Here is a 22,180-nt window from a genome sequence, read left to right as displayed (position 1 = left end):
ACTTTCCGGAGCTCGTCATGCCTATCTACGAGTACCGCTGCAGCAGCTGCGGCCACCAAAAAGACCATCTTCAAAAAATGAGCGATGCACCGCTCACCACCTGTCCGTCCTGTGGTGCGGAAACGTACGCCAAGCAATTGTCGGCGGCCGGCTTCCAACTCAAGGGCAGCGGCTGGTATGCCACTGACTTCAAGGGCGGCAGCGGCTCCAGCCCGAAAACCGAAGCGGCCAAGTCCGACAGCCCTGCGCCCACGCCCTGTGGCGGCAGTTGCGCGTGCCACTGATCTTGCTGCACGCGAACTGCGCTGAATGAAAAAATACTTCGTCACCGGCCTGCTGATCTGGATTCCGGTCGTCATCACCTTCGTGGTGCTGGCCTGGATCGTCAACACCCTCGACCAGATCCTGCTGCTGGTCCCCGAAGCCCTGCGTCCCGAAGCCTTCCTCGGCTTCCACCTGCCCGGCATCGGCGTCGTCGTCTCGGTGCTGCTAATCCTCGTCACCGGTCTGGCCGCCGCCAATTTCGTCGGCCAGCGCCTGGTGCGCTTCTGGGAGGGCGCCCTCTCGCGCATCCCAGTCGTCAAGTCAATCTACTATAGTGTCAAGCAGGTTTCGGACACCCTGCTGTCCAGCAACGGCCAGGCTTTCCGCAAGGCGCTGCTGATCCAGTACCCGCGTGAAGGGATGTGGACTATCGGCTTCCAGACCGGCGCGCCGGGCGGCGATGCGGCCCATCACCTGGGGCCTGACTTCGTCAGCGTGTATGTACCGACGACGCCGAACCCGACCTCCGGCTTCTTCCTGATGCTGCCCCGCAAAGACGCCATCGAGCTGGACATGAGCGTCGACGAGGCTCTCAAGTACATCATCTCGATGGGGGTCGTGGCGCCACCCGCGCACCGCACACACGCTCCACGACCTGCGCCGGCCCTTCTGAATCAATAAACGCGGTTGCCCTCCAACCGCGTTCCGCTTTTTCCAGGAATACTGATCCCACCATGCGAACTCAATACTGCGGCCTCGTTTCCGCCGCCTACCTCGACCAAATCGTTACCCTCAGTGGCTGGGTCCATCGTCGCCGCGACCACGGCGGCGTGATCTTCATCGATCTGCGCGACCGCGAAGGTCTCGTGCAGGTCGTCTGCGATCCGGACCGTGCCGAGACGTTCAAGGTGGCCGAATCTGTCCGTAACGAGTTCGTCCTGCAGATCACTGGCAAGGTCCGCCGCCGTCCGGCGGGCACCGAAAATACCGGTCTGGTCTCCGGTGAGATCGAAGTGCTGTGCCATGAGATCGAGATTCTCAACGTCTCCGCCACGCCCCCGTTCCAGCTCGACGAGGAAAACCTGTCCGAGACGACCCGCCTGACCCACCGGGTCATCGACCTGCGCCGTCCGCAGATGCAGAAGAACATGATGCTGCGCTACCGCACGGCCATGGCCTTCCGCCGCTTCCTCGACGCCAAGGGCTTCATCGACATCGAAACACCGATGCTCACCAAGAGCACCCCGGAAGGTGCCCGTGACTATCTGGTGCCGTCCCGCGTGCACGATGGCCAGTTCTTCGCGCTGCCCCAGTCCCCGCAGCTCTTCAAGCAGATGCTGATGGTTGCCGGTTACGACCGTTACTACCAGATCGTCAAGTGCTTCCGTGACGAGGACCTGCGCGCCGACCGCCAGCCCGAATTCACCCAGGTCGATATCGAAACCTCCTTCCTGACCGAAGCCGAAATCACGGCCATGATGGAAGAGATGATCCGCACGATCTTCAAGGAAGTGCTGTCCGTCGACCTGCCCAACCCGTTCCCGCGCATGACCTACGCGGAAGCCATGGACCGCTTCGGTTCCGACAAGCCCGACCTGCGCGTGACCCTCGAACTGACCGACGTCACCGACGCGGTGAAGGACGTGGCCTTCAAGGTCTTCTCCGGTCCGGCCAACTCCGGTGGCCGCGTCGCGGCAATCCGCGTACCGGGCGGCGCCAGCCTCTCCCGCGGCGAGATCGACGAATACACCAAGTTCGTCAGCATCTACGGTGCCAAGGGCCTGGCCTACATCAAGGTCAACGACGTCACCCAGCCGAACGAAGCCGGCCTGCAGTCGCCGATCGTCAAGAACCTTAACGAAACCGCGCTGCGCACCATCCTTGAGCGCACCGGCGCCCAGTCCGGCGACCTGATCTTCTTCGGTGCCGACAAGACCAAGGTCGTCAATGACGCCCTTGGTGCGCTGCGCATCAAGCTCGGCCACGAGAAAGGCTACGTCAACGGCAAGGCCTGGGAACCCCTGTGGGTCGTGGACTTCCCGATGTTCGAGTATGACGACGAAGACAAGCGCTGGACCGCCTGCCACCACCCCTTCACCAGCCCGAAGGACGAGCACCTGGAACTGCTGACCAGCGATCCCGGCAAGTGCCTGGCCAAGGCCTACGACCTGGCCCTCAATGGCTGGGAAATCGGTGGCGGCTCGGTGCGTATCCACCGCGCCGAGGTGCAGGAGCAGGTCTTCTCTGCCCTCAACATCGGGCCGGAAGAGCAGCAGGCCAAGTTCGGCTTCCTGCTCGACGCCCTCAAGTACGGTGCGCCCCCGCACGGTGGCCTGGCTTTCGGCCTCGATCGCATCGTCACAATGATGACCGGCGCCGAATCGATCCGCGACGTTATCGCCTTCCCGAAGACCCAGCGCGCCCAGTGCCTGCTCACCAACGCGCCGTCGCCGGTGGACGAGAAGCAACTGCGTGAGCTGCACATCCGTCTGCGCAACAAGGCTGCGGAAACCCCGGCGGCCTGAACGGTGGGATAGTCCATGCAAGAGGGCGAGCGGCTTACGGCTGTTCGCCCTCTTTCTACATCCGCCGACACGCCCCGTTCCGTCCAACGCCATTCGTACCCACTCCGGGCTCAAGAATGGCGCAATGCGGCCGTTGCCTAATCTCATACCGATATTCGCCGAGCCGCCGTGATCGACCTCAACAGCATTTCAGCCCTCGTCGTTGAAGCCAATCCGAGTATGCGGACCCAGCTCCGCAACATGCTCAACATGAGCGGCATCAACAAGGTTCAGTTCGCCGTCACGGCTGGCGTTGCCGTCCGCAAGCTGAGGGAGTCGCGCTTCGACCTGATCCTCTGCGAATACCACCTCGGTGATGGTCAGGACGGGCAGCATCTGCTGGAAGACCTGCGTCATCACAACATCATCCCGCTGACCACCCTGTTCCTGATGGTCACCGGCGAACGCCAGTACGAGCGGGTCATCAGCGCAGCCGAACTGGCGCCCAACGACTACATCCTCAAGCCCTTCGCTGCCGATACCCTGCACGACCGTATTGAGCGCGCCCTGGAAAAGCGCTCCGCCTTCATGCCGGTCTACCGTCTGATCGAACTGGGCAACGCACCCGATGCGATCGCCGCCTGCATCGCCGGGGAGGAGAGTCACCCCCAGTGGGCCGTCGATTTCATGCGCCTGCGGGCGGAACTCCATATCGCCAGCGGCAACGGTGACGAGGCCTTCGCGCTGTATGACAAAATCCTATCCAGCCGAAGCATTCCGTGGGCCAGACTGGGCCTTGCCAAAGCGCTCTACCTACAGCACCACTACGGGGATGCAGAAGAGATCCTGCAAGGCCTGGTCACCGAGAACGACATGTTCCTCGATGCCTATGACTGGCTGGCGCATACCCGTGAAGCCGCCGGGGAACTCCAGGGCGCCCGCAATGTGCTGGTCACCGCGACCAGCCTGTCGCCCCACCGGGTCGGCCGCCTGCGTCGTCTGGGTGAACTGGCCATCGAGACGGGCGACCACGAAACCGCGGAGAAAGTCCTTACCGAAGTCGTACGCAAAGGCAAGTACTCCGATTTTCGCGATCCGGAAGACCATGTCCGCCTGATCCAGGCACAACTCGGCAAGGGTGACACCGGCCAGGCGGAAGCCACCATCCGGGATCTGGAACGCTCCATGCTGGGGCTCGACAAGACCCGCAGCTGCTCATCCCTGTCGAGCGCCCTTGTGCACTTGAAGAAAGGTGATACCGCCAAGGCGGGTGAAGCGATCAAGGCCCTCGCCAGTGAAGGGGGCAGTGCCGGAGCCGGCCTGTCCGTGAGTCTCAAGAAGGAACTCGCCCGTGCGTGCTTTGCCAGCAACATGGAAGAGCATGGCACGGAAGTCGTCCTCGACCTGATGCGCAACGCCAGCGATGACCGGGCACTGGAAAGCACCAAGCGCATCCTGCGCGAAGCCGGCAAGAGCGAACTGTGCGAACAATTGCTGTCGCGCACACAAGGCGAAGTCAAGGATCTGGTGGCCGAAGGTGCCCGCAAGGCCCAGAGCGGCGACTACGAGGGCGCGGTGCAGTTCATGCTCAGCGCCGTCCGCAAGATGCCGACCAACATCCACGTTCTATTCAATGCCACTCTGGCGCTGCTCAAATACGTGGAGAACTGCGGTTGGAACGAACGCTTCGCGGAGCAGGCCCGCGGACTGATGGAGCGCGCCCGCCAACTCGACCCCGGCAATTCCCGCCTGCCGGCGCTTACCACCTACTATTACAACCTGTTGAAGAAGTACGGCATCCGCCCCTCCTCCTGAGACGCCGCTGCTACACTGGCGACGTCATTCGCCCTTCCGGCCCGCCATGTCCGTACTTTTTCGACTGCTCGTCGTCGTCCTTCTGTGTGTCGGCTTCACCACCCAGGCCCGCGACCTGCCCGACTGGCTGCGCCGCGAGCCGGCCACCCTTTCGGCCGCTGCGCTGCCGCCCGAAGCCCGCGAAACCCTAGCCTTGATCCGCCAAGGCGGTCCCTACCCCTACCGGCGTGACGGCGTCACGTTCCAGAACCGCGAAGGCCGCTTGCCGGATGCCCCGAACGGTTTCTACCGGGAATACACCGTCACCACCCCGGGCTCCCGGGACCGCGGCGCCCGACGCATCATCAGCGGCGGCCGCCCCCCATCGGTGTTCTACTACACCGACGATCACTACCACAGCTTCCGGCGGATCCAGGATTGAACATGAACGCCCCTGCCTTTCACACCTTGCTCCCCCGGGCCGAACGCTCCGGCATCTATCACCTGCCCCACGCAGCCGATCTGGCCCTTGAAGAAGCCGCTGAAGGCCTGGGCTATGCGCTGTTCCGACTCGATCTCACCCATACCACCGACAAGAAAGGCTTCCTGACGGCCATCGGCGAGGCCCTGGACTTTCCCGACTGGTACGGACACAACTGGGACGCGCTCGCCGACTGCCTGAACGACATGTCCTGGATGGAGGCGGACGGCTACGTGCTGGTCCTCGACCATGCGGATGCCTTTGCCGCCGCCAACCCGGCCGATTTCGGCACGGCCTTGACGATCCTGCAGGAAGCCTCCGACGCCTGGCGGGAGGACGGCGTGCCCTTCTGGACCCTGGTCGGCATCACCGCCGACGGCATTGCCTGGTTGCGCGATCTGGAATGAGCGAATACAAGCAGCCTGTCTCGGTGCTGGTCCTGATCCACACGCCAGGTCTGGATGTCTTGCTGCTGGAACGGGCCGGCGGCAATGGCCTGTGGCAATCGGTAACCGGCAGCCGCGAAGACGACGAAAACCTGGCCGCCACCGCGCTGCGGGAAGTCGCCGAAGAGACCGGTATCCAGGCATCGCCCGACACGCTGGTGGACTGGCATCTGTCCAACCGCTTCGTGATCCTGCCGCGCTGGCGCGGCCGCTATGCGCCGGGCGTGACCCACAACACCGAACACGTCTTCAGCCTGTGCGTGCCAACCCCCATCCCCGTACAACTGGCCGCCGATGAACACACTGCGGCTCTATGGCTCCCCTGGCAGACCGCCGCCACCAAGGTCTTCTCATGGACCAACCGGGACGCCATCCGCCTTCTGCCACAGCGTATCAACGCTGCACTGCAGGCTGCGCCGCTGCCGCCTCGATTCGGCGCTTGAGGCAGTCCGGGCAGTAGCAGGCCCCCACATGCCCGGCCGGTATCGCCGGGACATCCAGCACTGACGGAAAATCCGCACACCAGCACTCCGCCAGGCCAGCGTTCATGCCACAGGTAAAGGCCGCGCCACAGGCCGGACACACATTGGTGGCCGGTACGTTCTTGCTCTGCTCCATCGACTTGCTCCGTTTGATCCATCTCAAGTCTAGCGCGGATCACCACCGCCACGCCTTGAACCGGGCCAAGCCCCTCCCTATATAACAATCAGGGAGGGCCGTCAGCCCTCGGGTAAGCCAACCAGAACAAGGAGACGACACATGAGCAACATCACTCGCCGTGACCCTCTGGACGATCTGTTCCGCGGCTTTTTCGTGCGCCCGGTCGAATATGCCGGAGCCCCCGTCGAGGCGCCGCAAATGCGCGTGGACGTGAAGGAGGCCAACGATGCCTACCAAGTGCACGCCGAACTGCCGGGTATCAAGAAAGAGGACATCCACGTACACATCGACGGTCCGGTCGTCTCGATCAGTGCAGAACGCAAGCAGGAGAAGGAAGTGAAGGAAGGCGAGCGGGTCTTGCGCACCGAGCGCTATTTCGGCGAGGTGTCGCGCAGCTTCCAACTCGGCGCGGATGTCGATGAGGCCAAGGCTTCGGCCAAGTTCAGCGATGGCGTCCTCGAACTGACGCTACCGAAGAAGGCTCCGGCCCAAAGCAAGCGCCTTGTCATCGAATAGCGTGCATCGGCTGCGGCACCCAGCCAACACCGAGGCGGGAAGAGCAATCTTCCCGCCTTTTGTTTCGATCTTCGTACTTTTTGTTTAGGGGCCGGCTCATTACAATCGCGGGCACACCAAAACAACCTTGCGCTGCAACACATCATGACCGCTGCCATCGACACCTCCGACCTGACCCCGGCCCAGAAAGCCGCCATCATCGCCGAAGCCCTGCCCTACATCCGCCGCTTCCAGGACAAGACCCTGGTCATCAAGTACGGCGGCAATGCGATGACCGACCCGCACCTGAAGGCCTGTTTCGCCCACGACGTGGTGCTCCTCAAGCTGGTCGGCTTCAACCCGGTGGTGGTGCACGGCGGCGGCCCGCAGATCGAGAACATGCTGTCCCGCGTCGGCAAGAAGGGCGAGTTCGTGCAAGGCATGCGCGTCACCGATGCCGAGACCATGGAAGTCGTGGAGATGGTGCTGGGCGGCCAGGTGAACAAGGAGATCGTCAATCTGATCAACCAGGCCGGCGGCAAGGCCGTGGGCGTGACCGGCAAGGACTCCAACTTCATCCGCGCCAAGAAACTGATGATGGAGAACAAGGACGCCCCCGGCGACCTGATCGACATCGGCCAGGTCGGCGACATCACGCAGATCGACCCGAGCCTGATCTCCTTCCTCGACAAGGGCGACTTCATCCCAGTCATCGCGCCGATCGGCGTCGGCCCCGACGGTGAGAGCTACAACATCAACGCCGACGTGGTGGCCGGCAAGCTGTCCGAAGTGCTGAAGGCCGAGAAGCTGGTGCTGCTGACCAACACCCCGGGCGTGCTCGACAAGGACGGCAAGCTGCTGACCGGCCTGACCCCGCGCCAGATCGACGAACTGGTGGCCGACGGCACCCTGTCCGGCGGTATGCTGCCGAAGATCGGCTCCGCCCTCGACGCCGCCCGCAACGGCGTGAAGAGCGTGCACATCATCGACGGCCGCGTCGAGCACTGTCTGCTGCTGGAAATCCTCACCGACCACGGCGTCGGCACGATGATCAAGAGCAAGTAAAACACGCAACCTTTGCGGAACTCCGGGGCGCAGCGGGCACTCTTCACATGCCCCTGGCCCCGGTTTTCCGTTTGCTATCCATGCCCACCCACCAAACACGCCCTCTCGCCCTCGCCCTTTTCGTCGTCTGCAGCAGCCTGCTCGCCTTCGGCCTCTACCTCCAGCACGTGAAGGGCATCGAACCCTGCCCAATGTGCATCATGCAGCGCTACGCCCTGCTGGCCTGCGGCCTGATCGGCCTGGGTGCCGGTCTGCACAACCCGGCCACCAAAGGGCGCTACGTTTGGTCGGCTCTGCTCGCCGTCGCAGCCCTCGCTGGTGCAGGCGTAGCGGCGCGCCAATCGTGGATCCAGTGGTATCCGCCGACAGTCTCCGAATGCGGCCCCGGTCTGGAATACATGCTGGAGAGCTTCCCGCTGTCCTCCGCGCTGCCGATGATCTTCCGCGGCGCCGGCGACTGCTCGGTCGTGGACTGGACCTTCCTCGGCCTGTCCATCGCCAACTGGTCCTTCCTGGCCTTCACCACCATCCTGCTCAGCCTCGCCGTGCATCTGCTGCGGCATCGCAAGTCCGCCGCCTGATTCTGCGCCCCAGCACAGGGCGATGCGCACCAGCCAAGTGCGCATCGCTCCCCTCCCGCACGCCCCGCCCCCGTTTCTCCCCAGTATTTACCTGATCTGGGCGCAGTGGCACGGCCATTGCTAGTAGCCATCCGACGAATGCGCATGAGGCAATAAAGACTTTGCCGCACTGCGCACTACCTGAATCCAGGTGCTTGTTGCGCGCCGCCCCCGAGGCTGGCGACGCGGTCCGGCCAACGACGGCCCCGCCGCGATCAACGACGATCTCTCTCCTGCTCAAGGCTTACCCGCCCGCATCGGTCCCGTGCGTCCGGTCCGGGGAGAATCAATGTCGGAGGAATCATGCGCAAACAGAAACTGGTCATGGTTGGCAACGGGATGGCGGGTGTCCGCACGCTGGAAGAGCTGCGGAAGATCGCCCCGGACATGTACGACATCACGGTCTTCGGTGCCGAACCGCACCCCAACTACAACCGCATCCTGCTCTCTCCGGTGCTGGCCGGCGAGATGACCATCCAGGACATCATCCTCAACGACCTGCAGTGGTACGCGGATAACGAGATCACCCTGCACTTGGGCGCGCGGGTCACCGAGATCGACCGCCGCAACCGCTCCATCGTCGCCACCGGCAAAGACGGCCAGCCGATCACCGTCGATTACGATCGCCTGCTGCTCGCCACCGGCTCGACCCCCTTCATGCCGCCGATTCCGGGCAAGGACCTGCCTGGCGTGATCTCCTACCGGGACATCAAGGACACCGACGAGATGATCGACGCGGCGTCCAAGTACCAGCACGCGGTGGTCATCGGCGCCGGCCTGCTGGGCCTGGAAGCGGCAAACGGCCTGGCCCTGCGCGGCATGAACGTGACCGTGGTGCACATCTCCGACTGGATCATGGAGCGCCAACTCGACCGCACTGCCGGCAAGATGCTGCAGGCTGCCCTCGAAGCCAAGGGCATGAAGTTCAAGCTCAACGCCCAGACCGCCGAACTGGTGCAGGGCGAGTCCGGCCGCGTCTGCGCGGTGAGGTTCAAGGACGGCGACAGCCTCCCGGCCGACCTCGTGTGCATCGCCGCCGGCATCCGCCCCAACGTCGAACTGGCCGAGAAGGCCGGCATCCACTGCAACCGCGGCATTGTCGTCAATGACACGCTGCAGACCTACGACCCACGCATCTACGCCGTCGGCGAATGCGCCAACCACCGGGGCACCGCCTACGGCCTGGTGGCGCCGCTATTCGAGCAGGCCAAGGTGGCCGCCAACCATCTGGCCATGTACGGCATCGGCCGCTACCAAGGCTCGGTGACCAGCACCAAGCTCAAGGTCACCGGCATCGACGTGTTCTCCGCGGGCGACTTCTCGGGTGCCGAAGGCACCGAGGATATCGTGCTCCACGATCCCGGCGTGGGCGTCTACAAGCGCCTGGTACTGAAGGACGACAAGCTGGTCGGCGCGGTGCTGTATGGCGACACCAAGGACGGCGCCTGGTACTTCCAGCTGCTGAAGGACGAGCAGGACATCCGCGACATCCGCGACAACCTGGTGTTCGGTAACTCCCACCTGGGCGACGTCGGCCACAAAGGCAACAGCCTGGCCGCCAGCATGCCCGACACCGCCGAGGTGTGCGGCTGCAACGGCGTGTGCAAGGGCACCATCGTCAAGGCCATCAAGGAACAAGGCCTCTTCACACTGGAAGACGTGCGCAAGCACACCAAGGCCTCCAGCTCCTGCGGCTCCTGTACTGGCCTGGTCGAGCAGATCCTTGCCTCGACGATCGGCGGCGCCTACCAGCCGGCCGACTCCAACAACAAGGCGGTGTGCGGCTGTACCGACCATTCCCACGGCGACGTGCGCAAGGCCATCCGCGACAACAAGCTGCTGTCGGTGGCCGACACGCAGAAGTTTCTGGCCTGGAAGACGCCCAACGGCTGCGCTACCTGCCGCCCGGCCCTCAACTACTACTGCCTGTCCACCTGGCCCCACGAGGCCATCGACGATCCGCAGAGCCGCTTCATCAACGAGCGGGCCCACGCCAACATCCAGAAGGACGGCACCTACTCGGTGGTGCCGCGCATGTGGGGCGGCCTGACCACCCCCGGCGAGCTGCGCGCCATTGCCGACGCCGCCGAGAAGTACAAGGTGCCGACCGTCAAGGTGACCGGCGGCCAGCGCATTGACCTGCTCGGCGTGAAGAAGGAAGACCTGCCCGCCATGTGGGAGGACTTCGCCAAGGCCGGCATGTGCTCCGGCCATGCCTATGGCAAGAGCCTGCGCACCGTGAAGACCTGCGTCGGCGCCGAGCACTGCCGCTTCGGCACCCAGCGCTCGATGGAGCTGGGCGTCAAGCTGGAGAAGATGCTGTTCGGCATGTGGAGCCCCCACAAGGTCAAGCTGGCGGTGTCCGGCTGCCCGCGCAACTGTGCCGAATCGGGCATCAAGGACGTGGGCGTGATCGGTGTCGATTCCGGCTACGAGCTGTACATCGGCGGCAACGGCGGCATCAAGACCGAAGTGGCCCAGTTCTTCTGCAAGGTGAAGGACGACGCCGAAGTCATGGAATACGGCGGCGCCTTCATCCAGCTCTACCGGGAGGAAGGCTTCTACCTGGAACGCACCTGCCACTACCTGGAGCGGGTCGGCATGGAGCACATCAAAAAGCGTGTCCTCGAAGACGAGGCCAACCGCAAGGCGCTCTACGAAAAGCTCCTCTTCGCACTGCAGAACTACAAAGACCCGTGGGCCGAGATCTTCGAAGACAAGAGCGGCGGCATCCACAAGCGTCAATTCGAGATCATCAAGGTTTGAGGAGCGCCCGCAAATGAGCGAATGGAAACGAATCTGCGCCGTCAGCGACGTGCCGGTCCTGGGCTCCCGCGTGGTGCATAGCGAGGACGAAGGGCGCATCGCGCTGTTCCGCAACTCGGCCGACCAGGTCTTCGCAGTGCGCGACCGTTGCCCCCACAAGGGCGGCCCCCTGTCCCAGGGGTTGGTGCATGGCACCACGGTCACCTGTCCGCTGCACAGCTGGAAGATCCAGCTCGATGACGGCCAGGTCGTACCGCCGGACGTGGGCTGTGTGAAGCCCTTCCCGGTCAAGGTCGAAAACGGCGAGGTCTTCCTCTCCTTGTAAGGGTTTCACGCGCGGGGGCGGTGTCCTGCGCAAGCAGTCTCCCCCACCGCCCCCGTCGCGTGAGCCCCTTTTAACGCTTTCCCGATATTCAAAACTGCCCAAGGCAGCGCCCTGCAAGGTGCCGCCAGGCCCCACTCGTACCCAGGAGTCTGAAATGGACCGCAAATCCTTCCTGAAAGCCGGCCACACCCCCACCCTGCTGGCGGCCTTCCTCTACTTCGACCTCGCCTTCATGGTGTGGGTGCTGCTCGGCCCGCTGGGCGTACAGATCGCCAAGGATCTCGGCCTGACCCACGCCCAGAAGGGCCTGATGGTGGCCACGCCGGTGCTTGCTGGCGCACTGCTGCGCCTGGTGATGGGCGTGCTGGTCGATCACCTCAAGCCCAAGATGGCCGGCGCCATCGGCCAGGTCATCGTGCTCTGCGCGCTGGCCTTCGCCTGGCACTTCGGCATCCACAGCTATGAAGAGACGCTGGTGCTGGGCCTCTTCCTCGGCGTAGCAGGTGCGTCCTTCGCCGTCGCACTGCCGCTGGCCTCCCGCTGGTATCCGCCGGAGCATCAGGGCACCGCGCTGGGCATCGCCGGTGCCGGCAACTCAGGCACCGCCATGGCCGCGCTGTTCGGCCCCGGCCTGGCCGCCGCCTACGGGTGGACCAACGTCTTCGGCCTGGCGCTGATCCCGCTGTCCATCGTCTTCGTGCTCTACCTGGTGCTGGCCAAGGACGCTCCCGAATGCCCACCGGCCAAGTCCTTCTCCGAGTACCTGAAGGTGCTCAAGGACAAGGACTCCTGGTGGTTCATGTTCTTCTACTCGGTGACCTTCGGCGGCTTCGTCGGCCTGGCCTCGTCCCTGACCATCTACTTCAACACCCAGTACGGGCTCGACCCGAAGATGGCCGGTTTCTTCACCGCCGCCTGCGTGTTCGCCGGCAGCTTGGTGCGCCCGATCGGCGGCAACGTGGCCGACCGTATCGGCGGCATCAAGATGCTCACCACCATGTATGCCCTGGCCGCCACCTTCCTGGCCATCATCAGCTTCGGCCTGCCGGCCGCATGGATGGCTCTGGTGGTCTTCGTCTGCGCCATGCTGTCCCTCGGCATGGGCAACGGCGCGGTGTTCCAGCTGGTGCCCCAGCGCTTCCGCAAGGAAATCGGCGTAATGACCGGCCTCGTCGGCATGGCCGGTGGTGTCGGCGGTTTCTACCTCGCGCTCAGCCTCGGCTACAGCAAGGAAGTCACCGGCAGCTACCAGGCCGGTTTCCTGATCTTCGCGTGCCTGGCCCTCGTCGCGCTGGCCGGCCTCACTGCCGTCAAGAGCCGCTGGCGCACCACCTGGGGCGCCTCGCACCTGACCAGCGCCAAGATCTGACCCGCCCCTTTCTCCCACCCATCTGAACGGATCGGAACCGGGGCATACTCCCCGCTTCCGATCCGCGCCGTTGACGACCATGACCGCGCCCCGCCTCCTCGCCTCCCTCGGCTATTCGTCCCTCACCGGCCCCCGGCCGCGCAACGAGGATTTCTGCGGCGCCGTCACGCCGGAAGGCCCGGAGCTCGACGCCAAGGGCATCCTGGCGGTGGTGGCCGACGGCGTCGGCGGCCACGCCAACGGCCGCGAAGCCTCGGAATACACAGTCCGCGGTCTGCTCTCCGACTACTACGCGACACCCGACACCTGGGCCGTCAACAAGTCCCTCGACACCGTACTGGCATCCCTCAACCGCTGGCTGATCTCCCATGCGGCGCGCACGCGGGAAGCCGCCGGCATGGCCACCACGCTATCTGCCATAGTGCTGCGTGGGCGCCGCTACTACCTGGCCCACGTGGGCGACTCGCGGATCTACCGACTGCGCGCCGGCAAGCTGGAACAGCTGTCCACCGACCACGTGTGGGAACACCCGGAACTCAAGAACGTGCTGTCCCGTGCGGTCGGCCTCGACGCCCACCTGTCGGTGGATTACGCCGACGGCGAACTGGAAGCCGGCGACGTCTTCGCACTGATGAGCGATGGCGTGTGGGGCCAGCTCGGCGACCGCAAGATCGGCGACATCCTGCGCACCGAGCAGGACCCACAGGACGCCGCCGCGCGCCTCGCAATGGGTGCCGAGGACGGCGGCAGCCAGGACAACTGCACGGCGCTGGTACTGCGCGTGGATACGCTACCGGCCGACAAGCTGCGCGACAACATCGCCCGCCTGCAGCACCTGCCGCTGCCGCCGCGCCTGAAAATCGGCCAGACGCTGGACGGCCTGACCGTGGACACGCTGCTGCACGAATCCATCGCCACACTGCTCTACCGGGTCAGCGACGAGCAGGGCCAGCCCCGCGTGCTCAAGACGCTGCGCCCGGAGCACGACGACCCGGAAGCCGCCGCCGCCCTCGCCCACGAGGAATGGCTGGCCCGGCGGATCAACGACAGCTGGTTCCCGCAGGTCGTCCCCTACCCGCAGCGCAACCACCTGTACTACCTGATGAGCTGGCACGAGGGCGCCACCCTCAAGGCCCGGCTGGACAGCGGCCACCGTTTCGGCACCGGTGAGGTGGCAGACCTGGGCGAGCGCATCCTGAAGGGCGTGGCCAGCCTGCATCGGCTGTCCATCGTGCACCGCGACATCAAGCCCGACAACCTGCACCTGGACGCGGAAGGCCGCCTGCGCATCCTCGACCTTGGCGTCGCCGCCTCCGACGCCACCGAGCAGGGCCAGAAGTTCGAGGAGATCAACAACCCGGGCACACCCAGCTACATGGCACCGGAGCTCTACGGCAGCAAGAGCGTGGCGGCCAACGAGCAGACCGACCTTTACGCGGTCGGCGTGACGCTCTATCAGCTACTCACCCGCAAATATCCCTACGGCGAGATCGAACCCTTCCAGAACCCGAAATTTGGCGACCCGGTGCCGCCGACCCGCTACCGTCCGGACATCCCCGACTGGCTCGAAGCGGTGCTGCTGAAGGCGGTCGCCCGCGAACCGAAGGCGCGCTTCGAGACCGCCGAGGAATTCCTGCTAGCCCTCGAACGGGGCGCCCGCCGCCCGCTGGTCGTGCCACGCAAATCGCCACTGATGGAACGGGACCCGCAACTCGGCCTCAAGCTGCTGGCGGCCACCTCGCTGGTGCTCAACGTATTGCTGGTGTACCTACTGTTGGTGCGCTGACGGCCCGGCGCGCGCCCATGAATTTTCCGTGAAAGGTCGCGCCTGCGCGCTCCGCGCGCTACCATCTATCGCTTTACGCAAGGAGATAGCGCCATGCAATACGGCGAATTCGATGCCAATTCGTTGATGTACATCACAAACCGGCCCGAGCTCGTCTTCGTCCGAGGCAGTGGTTCCTGGCTGTACGACGAACAAGACAAGGCCTATCTCGACTTCGTGCAGGGCTGGGCGGTGAACTGCCTGGGCCACTGCCCGCCGGAAATCAGCAGAGCCCTTGCCACTCAGGGTGCCCAGTTGATCAACCCGAGCCCGGCCTTCTACAACGGCCCGGCCATCGAGCTGGCTGGCCTGCTGACCCGCCATTCCGTCTTCGACCGGGTGTTCTTCGCCAACACCGGTGCCGAGGCCAACGAGGGCGCCATCAAACTTGCACGCAAGTGGGGCCGCCTCAACCGCGACGGCGCCTACGAGATCATCACCTTCGAACACGCCTTCCACGGCCGCACGCTGGCCACCATGTCGGCCTCCGGCAAGCCGGGCTGGGACACCCTCTTCGCGCCTCAGGTGCCAGGCTTCCCGAAAGCCAAGCTGAACGACCTCGAGTCGGTGAAAGCCCTGATCGGCCCCAAGACCGTCGCGGTGATGCTCGAACCCGTGCAGGGCGAAGGCGGCGTGATTCCCGCCGAGCCGGAATTCCTGCAGGCCCTGCGCGAACTCACGCGCGAACATGGCCTGCTGCTGATCGTCGACGAAGTGCAAACCGGCGTGGGCCGCACCGGCCGCCTGTTCGCCTATGAGCATGCCGGCATCGAGCCGGACATCATGACCCTCGGCAAGGGCATCGGCGGCGGCGTACCCCTGTCGGCCCTGCTGGCCCGCGAGGCGGTGTGCTGTTTCGAGCCCGGCGACCAGGGCGGCACCTACAACGGCAACCCGCTGATGGCAGCGGTCGGCGCGGCGGTGATACGCCGCCTGACCAGCCCAGGCTTCCTGGACCAGGTCGAGGAAACCGGCCGTTACCTGTCGGCGGCACTCAACGACCTGGTCGCCCGCCACGGCCTCGTCGGCGAACGGGGGCAGGGCCTGTTGCGTGCGCTGATCCTCGACGACGAACGCGGCCCGGCGCTGGTGAAGAGCGCCCTCGAGCATTCGCCCAAGGGTCTGCTGCTCAACTCGCCGCGCCCCAACCTGCTGCGCTTCATGCCCTCGCTGACCGTCAGCACGGCCGAGATCGACGAGATGATCGGCGTTCTCGACACCCTGCTGCACGCCACCCACAAGGCCTGACGTAGCCGACGCCATCCCCGGAACCGGCTCCCGCAAGAGACCGGCCCGGGGAGGGCTCATAGTCCCCCAAACATGGCACGCCTCCGCCGCACCGCCTTTCTTGTCGCCATCGGTGCCCTGCTGACGCCCGTCGCCCACGCCGACGCCCTGTGGCACTGGCGCTACGAAGGCCAAGGCATCCACGCCAGCGGCACCTTCACCGCCACCGACACGGCAGACGCCGCCGGCTTCCATCACATCACCGACGTCACCGGCGAACGCAACGGCGATCCCATCACCAGGCTTTACCCCACGGGCCAGGCCATTCCCGGCAACGAGCCCTACGCCGTGGACAACCTCGTCCGCCCCGGCGACAAGGGCCAGCTGACACTCCACGGCTTCGGCTTTGCGCTGGCCTCCGGTGCGCACGTCAACCCCTTCTTCGATCCGGCCCGCCCCGCGCCGGGTTACATGGAAGTCCTCATCACGCCTGCCGGCTTCCGCGAACAGCCTGTCCGCTTTTCCGCCGCACCGGCCGGCAAGCCCTAGGCCGACGCACTCAGCCTTTGGAAGGGGCTGGGCAACAGCGGTACAATGCTGATTTTCCGGCACAAAGCAGCCCAGAACCGTTGAGCCACGGCCCCGGTCCTGCTGTCTTGTCCTGAACCCACCCCCGCCCCGGTTTCGCCCCCGGCGCGGGTCGCGCACTTCGACGATGCCTGCACTGGCTCCGAAGTGACCTGTTTTTTCAAAGGATTTCCATGGCTCTCCAATGCGGCATCGTCGGCCTGCCCAACGTCGGCAAATCGACCCTCTTCAACGCCCTCACCAAGGCCGGCATCGCCGCCGAGAACTACCCCTTCTGTACCATCGAGCCCAATGTGGGCATCGTTGAAGTGCCCGATCCGCGCCTCGACGCTCTGTCCGAGATCGTCAAGCCACAGAAGGTCCAGCCCGCCATCGTCGAATTCGTCGACATCGCCGGCCTGGTCGCCGGTGCGTCCAAGGGCGAAGGCCTCGGCAACCAGTTCCTTGCCAACATCCGTGAGACCGATGCCATCGTCAACGTGGTTCGCTGCTTCGACGATGAGAACGTCATCCACGTGAATGGCAAGGTGGACCCGCTCGCCGACATCGAGACCATCGTCACCGAACTCGCGCTGGCTGACATGGCCGCCGTCGAGAAGGCCATCCATCGGGAGAACAAGAAAGCCCGCTCCGGCGACAAGGACGCCCAGAAGCTGGTCGCCATCCTCGAAAAGCTGCTGCCGCACCTCAACGAAGGCCAGCCGGCACGCACTATGCAGCTCAGCGACGACGAGAAGCTGATCCTCAAGCCCTTGTGCCTGATGACCCTCAAGCCCGCCATGTATGTCGGCAACGTGATGGAAGACGGCTTCGAGAACAACCCCTACCTCGACCGCCTGCGCGAGCACGCGGCCAAGGAAGGCGCTCCGGTCGTCGCCCTGTGCGCCAAGATCGAAGCCGAACTGGCCGACCTGGACGACGAGGACAAGATGGCCTTCCTGGCCGACCTGGGCCTCGAAGAGCCTGGCCTCAACCGCCTGATCCGCGCCGGCTACAAGCTGCTCGGCCTGCAGACCTACTTCACCGCTGGCGTGAAGGAAGTGCGCGCCTGGACCATCCACGTCGGCGACACCGCCCCGCAGGCCGCCGGCGTCATCCACACCGACTTCGAACGCGGCTTCATCCGCGCCCAGACAATCTCCTACGAAGACTTCATCGCCTTCAAGGGCGAACAGGGCGCCAAGGAAGCCGGCAAGATGCGCTCGGAAGGCAAGGAATATGTGGTGAAAGACGGCGACGTACTGAACTTCCTGTTCAACGTGTAACGCCCCCTCCTGATCCAACAAGAAACCCCGCACTTGCGGGGTTTCTTGTTTTGGCGCCACGCTCAGACACGCCGCCGCTTGCTGCGCCTGTGCCACAGGCCAACGGCGGTCACGCCGAAGAAGCCGCCGTAGGCGGCCAGTGCAATGCTGGATGCCTCCAGCGGCGCCCCCCCGCCATCACCATCCTTCAACTCGGCGGGAAACGGGCGGGGCGGCACGGGAATGATCTTCCAGTCCTTCCGGTCTTCCGGTGCGCGCTGCATGTACTCGTCGATGGAAGCGACTGGAGCCTGTCCGAACGCCCGGGACGACGGGAACTGGGAAATCCGCACATAAACCAGCGCCTCGATATCCTCCGCCAGCATCGCCTCCAGCCCGGAAGCGGACTGTTTACCGGCCACGAGCCGCTCGAGAATGTCGCGGCCAATGGACTCGAAAGCCACAAAGGGATAAAGGGCCGTCCGCTCCGCGGACATATAGTCGAAGGCCTTCCGACCGCTGTCGAGGCTACCTTCTTTCAGTGCCATGTACGGCAGACCGGCAATCGCTTTCAGCATGCTCGTCGGCCCCTGCTTCGGAACCTGCCAGCCCAACGCGCGCAGGGTGTCGATGCTGATCCCCGCACAGTTGGCCGTGGCATGGCGATAGACGAAATCGTGGCGATAGAAATGGTTGAAGACCCGCGAGATCGCCCCCTGATACAGTGCCGCCGCCCTGTCCTGCTTCAACACCGCCACCAGCATGTAAGACGGCCGATACCAGGCCTGACCGCTGTTGAGATCGCCCATGTAGGCGTCCATCGGCAACGATGACGCGATGATGCCTTTCTCGCTGACCGAATCCAGGTTGTAGAAGTTATTCACCAGCCAGTCGCGCCACTCCCCCTTATCCCCGAAACGCCCCGTCGCAATCGCGAAATGACCACCGTGCGCTTCGTCGTCGTCACCCTGGGCGCCGTTGAGCATCACCGCCAGCACCGGCTTGCCACTCCACCCCTGCGGACCCGGCGCCGCGCGCTGCCACAGGACACGCGCGGCAAGAGGCTGACGGGCACCGCCATCCTCCGCCCGCACCAGCGAGTCGAGCGTCTCATCCGCAACCAGAGGCTTGAATGGCACGGAGGCCGCATCGAGCCGGAAGTCGTCCGGCCACACGCTGCGTGCAATGAAACGTCCGTTGTCCATGTGCCCGCGCAGGGACAGCGCGCGCCCGGCGAAATAGCGCGCGCTCTGCGCGTCGTAATAGGACTGGTTGGTGGCGAGACGGGGTACCACAGCAAACGGAAGGCTCGTACCGGCCGGACCGGTGATCGTCGAGCCATCCGACGCCAGCCGCCACGCTTCGGCAACCAGCGGCGCCCCAACCCAGGCCAGGGGCGGCAGACCACCCGAAGGCACGCCCTTTCCGGCCGCGGCCCACTCCGCGACGTCACGCTGCGCCGGCAACCCCCGGCTGAAACCGGCCTGATCGGCCTTGGGCACCGCGATCCAGTCGTCCCGGAAATACCACAGCGCCTGCGGAATCGTCGGACACGCCGCACAGCCCCCATTGGCTAGGCGGAAGCTGGTGGCGGAGACGAGCCCCAGATTCCCCGACTCCAGCGCACCGCGAATCCCCTGCACCGGCTCGGCGGCACGCGCATCTACCCCGCCAAGCCCAATAGCCAGCGCCACACTACGCACCAGCCACCCGATATACGTCATGTCGTCGTACTCCAGGAAACGAAGAAAGCATGCGGGATGCTGTCCCCGGAACAGCACCAGATCCGGGACCGATACACGCCCTATGCCGTCGCATATTCGAAATGCCCCTGCCCACTCACCTTGATATGGATGTTCGCCACGCTCTCGCCCTCCGCCATGCGCGCCAGAACGATCTCGGCGACCCCGGGCAGCAGGGATCCATCAAGAATGTGGTCCACGTTGCGGGCACCGGAATCCACCTCCGTACAACGTTCGAGAATGGCGTCGATGACAGACTCGTCCCAAACCAGGGCGGCCTGGTGATTCGTCGCCACGCGCTCACGTATGCGTTCCAGCTTCAGCTGGATGATCTGTAGCAACACCTCGTCCGGAATGGGGAAATAAGGCACAACCTTCACGCGTCCGAGAAAAGCCGGCTTAAAGGCCTTGCACAGTACCGGCCGAAGGACATCGGCGAGTTCATCGGCAGACGGAAGCGCCTCAGGCTCCCGGTTCAGGCAGGCCTGCATGATCTGGGCCGAGCCGACATTACTGGTGAGGATGATCAGCGTGTTGCGAAAATCGATCTCGCGCCCCTCCCCGTCCTCCAGCACGCCCTTGTCGAAGACTTGGAAAAAAAGTTCGAGGACATCCGGATGCGCCTTCTCGACCTCGTCGAGCAGGACGACGCAATAGGGATTGCGCCGCACAGCCTCGGTCAGGACGCCCCCTTCGCCGAAACCGACATAGCCCGGCGGTGCCCCTTTCAGCCCTGAAACGGTGTGCGCCTCCTGGTATTCGCTCATGTTGATGGTGACCAGACGCCGCTCACCGCCGTAGAGGACGTCCGCCAATGCCAGCGCCGTTTCGGTCTTGCCCACCCCCGACGGCCCGACAAACAGGAAGACCCCCTTCGGCTTGTCGGGATTCTCGAGCGCGGCGCGGGATGTGCGTACGCGCTGAGCAATGGCCTCTAGGGCATGGTCCTGACCGACGACCCGCTCCCGGAGCAGGCGATCCAGCTTGAGAACTGTCTTGATCTCGTCGCCCACCATCTTGCCGAGCGGAATGCCGGTCCATGAGGAGACGACTCCCGCCACGACGTGACGATCCACATGCACCGGCACCATCGGCCGGTCTCCCTGCAGGGCGCTCAGGCGTTGCAGCGTGTCCTCCAGCGCCTGGCGATCTGCATGGGAAGGAAGCGCCGGCGTTCCAGCCTCATCCATCCCCGGCACGTGGCCATCAGGATGGGACGTCCGCCAGCCTTCGAGACGCGCCCTGATCTCGAGGACACGTTCGACGAGGAGACGCTCCTCACCGAGGCGGGCGTGATTCCGTGCGAGTTCGGATTGCAGTTCCTGGATACAGGCTTCCAGCTCCGCGATCCTCTCCACGTCAAGCGGCAGCTCCATCGACTCCCGGCGCACGGCCGCGAGCTCGGCCTCCACCTGCTCCTGCTTCTTGCGCAATTGCTCGATCATCAAGGGCGTCGCCCCGTGGGCCAGGGCCACTCTGGCGCATGCCGTATCCAGCACGCCGACGGCCTTGTCCGGCAGCTGGCGTCCGCTGATGTAACGATGGGACAGGCGTACCGCTTCGGTGACCGCCTCGTCCAGTACGCGCACCCCGAAGTGCTGTTCCATCAAGGGCACCATGCCGCGCAACATTGCTGCAGCGACGGGCTCGGCAGGCTCATCGACCTTGACCACCTGGAAGCGCCTGGCCAGCGCGGCATCCTTCTCGAAGTACTTCTTGTACTCCGCCCAGGTCGTTGCTGCGATGGTACGCAGCTCGCCGCGCGCCAATGCCGGCTTCAGAAGATTGGCCGCGTCATTCTGGCCGGATTGCCCGCCGGCACCGATCAGGGAGTGCGCTTCGTCGATGAACAGCACAATCGGAGCCGGACTCCCTCTGACCTCTGCGATTACGCCCTTCAGACGATTCTCGAACTCGCCCTTGACGCTGGCGCCGGCCTGCAAGAGCCCCATGTCGAGCACATGGATATTCACGGCCCGCAGCGCAGCCGGAACATCATCTGCGGCAATACGCAACGCCAGCCCCTCGACGATGGCTGTCTTGCCGACGCCAGCCTCACCGGTCAGGATGGGGTTGTTCTGTCGGCGACGCAGCAGAATATCGATGAGTTGGCTGATCTCGGCCTCGCGGCCGATCACAGGATCGAGCCAGCCCTCCCTCGCCTGCTGCGTGAGGTTAGTGGTGAAACGATTCAGTGCCGCGCTCTCCCTCTCGGCGGACGCGGCTGGCGGCACGCCCTCCGCGCACGACGGATCCATCCCTGCGTCCGCCCCTACGGTGTCCTCGACGGACCCCCGCGTGATTTCGTCGAATTTATTCTTCAGTTCATCCAGCGTCACCCGGGACAGCGAGAATGTACTGCGCACCGCAATCTGGGCCAGTTCCGGCTCTGTCAACCAGGCCAGCAGAAGGTGCCCTGAACGAATCTGTGGCAACTTCGCATCGAGGGATGCAATCAGCCAGGCCTGGGCCAGCAGCTTGGGAATCCGGACAGAAAATACCGGGGTCCGACTGTTTCCCGTCCTGAACCCCTCCATCTCGCGGTTTAGTTCGTGTTCCACAGCTCGGGCGCTGATGTCATTGCGCGCCAGGATCAGGGAAAGGTCCAGATCGGACTGTTCCAGCAGCGCGACGAACAAGTGTTCGATATCGACCTCATGATGCCCCCGCGACATGCATAAGCTGGCGGCACGTTCCGCGGCCACACGACAGCGGGGATTGAGTTTGCTGATCAGCACTTTGAGAGAAGCCGTCATCCGAAGCCC

General features: G+C 64.6%; 20 protein-coding genes. 17 read left to right on the top strand and 3 right to left on the bottom strand.

The window, feature by feature from the left end; translation table 11 throughout:
• The first annotated feature begins 17 nt into the window (after positions 1–17).
• From AC1PQG_RS04880 to nudB, 7 genes are all read left to right on the top strand, one after another.
• Complete coding sequence (locus tag AC1PQG_RS04880) at positions 18–284, top strand: FmdB family zinc ribbon protein (RefSeq protein ID WP_481115376.1); 267 nt, start codon at positions 18–20, stop codon at positions 282–284.
• A gap of 25 nt (positions 285–309) precedes the next feature.
• Complete coding sequence (locus tag AC1PQG_RS04875) at positions 310–945, top strand: DUF502 domain-containing protein (RefSeq protein WP_481121519.1); 636 nt, start codon at positions 310–312, stop codon at positions 943–945.
• Between the two features lie 53 nt (positions 946–998).
• Positions 999–2,789, top strand: coding sequence for an aspartate--tRNA ligase (gene aspS, locus AC1PQG_RS04870; protein ID WP_481121518.1), 1,791 nt, complete (start codon positions 999–1,001; stop codon positions 2,787–2,789).
• Between the two features lie 168 nt (positions 2,790–2,957).
• Complete coding sequence (locus AC1PQG_RS04865) at positions 2,958–4,583, top strand: response regulator (protein WP_481121517.1); 1,626 nt, start codon at positions 2,958–2,960, stop codon at positions 4,581–4,583.
• Between the two features lie 46 nt (positions 4,584–4,629).
• Complete coding sequence (locus AC1PQG_RS04860) at positions 4,630–5,004, top strand: guanyl-specific ribonuclease (RefSeq protein ID WP_481121516.1); 375 nt, start codon at positions 4,630–4,632, stop codon at positions 5,002–5,004.
• 2 nt (positions 5,005–5,006) lie between these two features.
• On the top strand, positions 5,007–5,450 hold the full coding sequence (locus AC1PQG_RS04855) for a barstar family protein (protein ID WP_481121515.1): 444 nt from the start codon (positions 5,007–5,009) through the stop codon (positions 5,448–5,450).
• Positions 5,447–5,932, top strand: a complete 486-nt coding sequence (gene nudB, locus AC1PQG_RS04850; protein ID WP_481121514.1) for a dihydroneopterin triphosphate diphosphatase — start codon at positions 5,447–5,449, stop codon at positions 5,930–5,932. Before AC1PQG_RS04855 ends, nudB begins: the two co-directional genes overlap by 4 nt.
• On the opposite strand, the gene AC1PQG_RS04845 is transcribed toward nudB, so the two are convergent.
• Positions 5,883–6,038 carry a cysteine-rich CWC family protein gene (locus AC1PQG_RS04845; protein WP_481122968.1) on the bottom strand — a complete coding sequence of 52 codons (156 nt, stop codon included), beginning with the start codon at positions 6,036–6,038 and terminating at the stop codon, positions 5,883–5,885. The two genes, nudB and AC1PQG_RS04845, sit on opposite strands and share 50 nt — an antisense overlap.
• 210 nt (positions 6,039–6,248) lie before the next feature.
• Here AC1PQG_RS04845 and AC1PQG_RS04840 point away from each other — a divergent pair, with 210 nt between their 5' ends.
• From AC1PQG_RS04840 to ychF, 10 genes are all read left to right on the top strand, one after another.
• Positions 6,249–6,665, top strand: a complete 417-nt coding sequence (locus tag AC1PQG_RS04840) for an Hsp20/alpha crystallin family protein (protein ID WP_481115384.1) — start codon at positions 6,249–6,251, stop codon at positions 6,663–6,665.
• Positions 6,666–6,809: 144 nt separating this feature from the next.
• The gene (gene argB, locus AC1PQG_RS04835) at positions 6,810–7,709 is read left to right on the top strand and encodes an acetylglutamate kinase (protein WP_481121513.1); all 900 of its coding nucleotides are present in this window, start codon (positions 6,810–6,812) and stop codon (positions 7,707–7,709) included.
• 80 nt (positions 7,710–7,789) lie between these two features.
• Positions 7,790–8,290 (top strand): disulfide bond formation protein B, encoded by a 501-nt coding sequence (locus AC1PQG_RS04830; RefSeq protein WP_481121512.1) that lies wholly within the window; start codon positions 7,790–7,792, stop codon positions 8,288–8,290.
• Positions 8,291–8,632: 342 nt separating this feature from the next.
• Positions 8,633–11,095 (top strand): nitrite reductase large subunit NirB, encoded by a 2,463-nt coding sequence (nirB, locus tag AC1PQG_RS04825; protein WP_481121511.1) that lies wholly within the window; start codon positions 8,633–8,635, stop codon positions 11,093–11,095.
• 13 nt (positions 11,096–11,108) lie between these two features.
• A complete protein-coding gene (nirD, locus tag AC1PQG_RS04820; protein ID WP_079436643.1) occupies positions 11,109–11,420 on the top strand; it encodes a nitrite reductase small subunit NirD in 312 nt (103 codons plus the stop codon).
• A gap of 154 nt (positions 11,421–11,574) precedes the next feature.
• Positions 11,575–12,789, top strand: coding sequence for a nitrate/nitrite transporter (locus AC1PQG_RS04815; protein ID WP_481121510.1), 1,215 nt, complete (start codon positions 11,575–11,577; stop codon positions 12,787–12,789).
• A 79-nt stretch (positions 12,790–12,868) separates the two neighbouring features.
• Positions 12,869–14,575 (top strand): bifunctional protein-serine/threonine kinase/phosphatase, encoded by a 1,707-nt coding sequence (locus AC1PQG_RS04810; protein ID WP_481121509.1) that lies wholly within the window; start codon positions 12,869–12,871, stop codon positions 14,573–14,575.
• A gap of 93 nt (positions 14,576–14,668) precedes the next feature.
• Positions 14,669–15,862 carry an acetylornithine transaminase gene (locus AC1PQG_RS04805; protein ID WP_481121508.1) on the top strand — a complete coding sequence of 398 codons (1,194 nt, stop codon included), beginning with the start codon at positions 14,669–14,671 and terminating at the stop codon, positions 15,860–15,862.
• A 72-nt stretch (positions 15,863–15,934) separates the two neighbouring features.
• Positions 15,935–16,390 carry a hypothetical protein gene (locus tag AC1PQG_RS04800; RefSeq protein ID WP_481121507.1) on the top strand — a complete coding sequence of 152 codons (456 nt, stop codon included), beginning with the start codon at positions 15,935–15,937 and terminating at the stop codon, positions 16,388–16,390.
• Positions 16,391–16,602: 212 nt separating this feature from the next.
• Positions 16,603–17,694, top strand: coding sequence for a redox-regulated ATPase YchF (gene ychF, locus AC1PQG_RS04795; RefSeq protein WP_481121506.1), 1,092 nt, complete (start codon positions 16,603–16,605; stop codon positions 17,692–17,694).
• 62 nt (positions 17,695–17,756) lie between these two features.
• Here the strand turns inward: ychF and AC1PQG_RS04790 are convergent, their stop codons facing one another.
• Together AC1PQG_RS04790 and tssH are read right to left on the bottom strand one after the other, a co-directional pair.
• Positions 17,757–19,397 (bottom strand): hypothetical protein, encoded by a 1,641-nt coding sequence (locus AC1PQG_RS04790; RefSeq protein ID WP_481121505.1) that lies wholly within the window; start codon positions 19,395–19,397, stop codon positions 17,757–17,759.
• Between the two features lie 80 nt (positions 19,398–19,477).
• Positions 19,478–22,171 carry a type VI secretion system ATPase TssH gene (gene tssH, locus AC1PQG_RS04785; RefSeq protein ID WP_481121504.1) on the bottom strand — a complete coding sequence of 898 codons (2,694 nt, stop codon included), beginning with the start codon at positions 22,169–22,171 and terminating at the stop codon, positions 19,478–19,480.
• Between the last annotated feature and the right edge of the window lie 9 nt (positions 22,172–22,180).

This window comes from Zoogloea sp. GDB6, assembly GCF_056724105.1.
This window is presented reverse-complemented; position numbering and strand designations above follow the sequence as displayed.